This is a genomic window from Rhodococcus sp. (in: high G+C Gram-positive bacteria) (assembly GCF_049299235.1).
In the GTDB taxonomy this organism is placed as follows: Bacteria; Actinomycetota; Actinomycetes; order Mycobacteriales; family Mycobacteriaceae; genus Rhodococcus.
In genome coordinates, this window is record NZ_JBAQXC010000338.1 from 1 (window position 1) to 2,182 (window position 2,182).

Annotated in this window: 3 protein-coding genes; 2 read left to right on the forward strand and 1 reads right to left on the reverse strand. The window is 50.0% G+C overall.

The genetic code is table 11. The features are described from left to right. Positions 1 to 304, forward strand: a 304-nt coding sequence (gene tnpA / locus WAX14_RS21155; RefSeq protein ID WP_422630009.1) for an IS66 family insertion sequence element accessory protein TnpA, incomplete at its 5' end; no start/stop codon positions are given. Between the two features lie 23 nt (positions 305 to 327). Further along, entirely contained in the window at positions 328 to 870 is a 543-nt protein-coding gene (locus WAX14_RS21160) for an IS3 family transposase (RefSeq protein WP_422630010.1), read from the forward strand. Here WAX14_RS21160 and WAX14_RS21165 read toward each other — a convergent pair. Next, positions 867 to 2,002 (reverse strand): IS3 family transposase gene (locus WAX14_RS21165; RefSeq protein ID WP_422630011.1). Its coding sequence is split into 2 segments (ribosomal slippage): positions 867 to 1,738 and positions 1,738 to 2,002, totalling 1,137 coding nucleotides; the frame shifts between segments, so codons are not numbered across the junction. The genes WAX14_RS21160 and WAX14_RS21165 overlap by 4 nt on opposite strands. Between the last annotated feature and the right edge of the window lie 180 nt (positions 2,003 to 2,182).

Consider the following 2,182-nt stretch of genomic DNA (forward strand, 5'->3'; position numbering starts at 1 on the left):
TAACGCCGGGCATGATGCTCGGTTTTTGAAGGGAGAGAGCATGAAGAAGGGACGTTTTTCCGAAGAGCAGATCGTTCAGATCCTCAAAGAGTCGGAGTCCGGCACGTCAGTCGCCGAGATCTGCCGAGCGCACAAGATCTCGAGCTACACGTTCTACAAATGGCGGCGGAAGTTCCGCGGCATGGAAGTTGGCGAGGCCAAGAAGATGAAGGCGCTGGAAGCTGAGAACACAAAGCTCAAGCGGTTGATCGCGGAACAGGCCCTCGACATCGTCGTCTTAAAGGATGCTTTAGGAAAAAAGTAAGGCGGCCTGTCGAACGTAAAACTTTGGCCCGAGCTGCCATCGAGAAGTTCAGGCTTAAGCATCGGCGGGCCTGTAAGATCTTTGGACTTAACCGATTTACGTGGTGGTATCAGCCAAGACCAGATCGTAACACCAAGCTCAGAGAGCGGATGCGAGAACTGGCAGCACGCTATCCGTACGGCCACCAGATGATCCACGACATGATCAGGAACGAATGGGAGGAACCCGTGAACCATAAGCGAACCGAACGCATTTACCGAGAAGAAGGGCTACTTCTAAGGCTTCGCCGTCGGAAGAAGAAGCTCAGACACTTGCGTGTCGCGCTCGAAGTTCCGGCATGTCCCGACGAAGTGTGGTCCATGGATTTTATCTTTGATCGACTCGCCAGCGGAAGGCAGCTCAAGATCTTGACGATGGTCGATCACTTTAGTCGCGGTCTTCCAGATCTTTTGCCGAAAACTTCGATTAAAGGCACGGACGTCGTTCAAGTTCTAGAAAGCTTAAGAGTGCAAGGCCGAAAGCCGAAGGTGATTGTGACCAGCCGGGAGTTTTTGTTCCACTCCTAGAGTTTAGTTCCAGCCATTACTCCTCGGAAATTCTGCTGAAAAGCTAGAGGCGCAGGCGGCAAATATCCCAAAGAACTGTGCGGTCTCTTCGTATTGTAGTGATGGCGCCATTGCTCAATTATAACTTTTGCTTCCAAGAGAGAAAAGAAGATTTCTCCGTTCAATAATTCGTATCTCATCTTACCATTAAATGATTCGCAGTAGCCGTTCTCCCATGGGCTTCCTGGATGAATAAAAAGTGGCGTAACCTCAAGCCTCGCAAGCCAAGCTCTTAATTTCGTGGCAATAAATTCCGGGCCGTTATCGGACCGGATATGCTTTGGAAGCCCACGTTTCAAAAATAAATCGGCAAGTGCGTTAATCACATCGTTGGATCTGATTCTCCTCGCCACCAAAGAAAGCAGGCACTCCCTAGAAAATTCATCAATGATGTTCAAGATTTTGAATTTCCTTCCATCATGCGTTTGCTCAGACACAAAATCGTAGGACCAAACGTGATTCACGTATTCTGGCCGCTGCCGGATGCACGAGCCATCCGAGAGCCAAAGGCGAGCGCGCCTCGGCTGTTTCTGAGGCACTTTTAATCCTTCCTGCTGCCAGATTGAGAAAACTCGATCCTTGCCCACGTCCCAGCCTTCCATATTTAAAATTCCAGTCACTTGGCGATACCCATATCGGCCAAATTCTGAAGCTACGCTCACGACGCGCTCTCTGAGCTTGTTTTGAAAATCACGATTCACTGGCTTATAGCGAAGAAGTGAGCGGTGCGTTTTTAGCACCTTGCAAATCCTCCGCTCTGAAAAGCCCAGCTCCTTTTTGACATGCATAACCGCATCTCGCTTTCGGGCTGGGCTTAGAAGTTTCCCTTGGAAACCTCTTTTAATATTTGGTTATCGACGGAGAGATCGGCCACGAGCTTTTTCAAGCGGCCATTTTCCTGTTCGAGCTCGCGAAGGCGTTTGGCTTGGTCAACTCGTAGGCCGCCGTATTCTTTTTTCCAGCGGCTAAGCGTTACGACTGTTACGCCAATTTTTCTTGCGGCCTCTTCTTGCGTGATTCCCTTGCTTTGCTCAATTTCGAACGTGCGAAGGATCTGAATGATCTCTTCGGGCGAATATTTTTTTCGACTCATACCGGGGCTCCTTTATGGCCCGCATCATAACATATGACTTGGACCGGTTTTGCCCGGCTAGGTCACCTTTAAAAGGTTCGAAACACCCGCACTTACGCTCTACGACCAGGCTCTCATCAAGGCGGTCCACGATGGACAGGTGGTCTTCAAGGATTGGCGCTACAAGGATTGCCGGTCGAT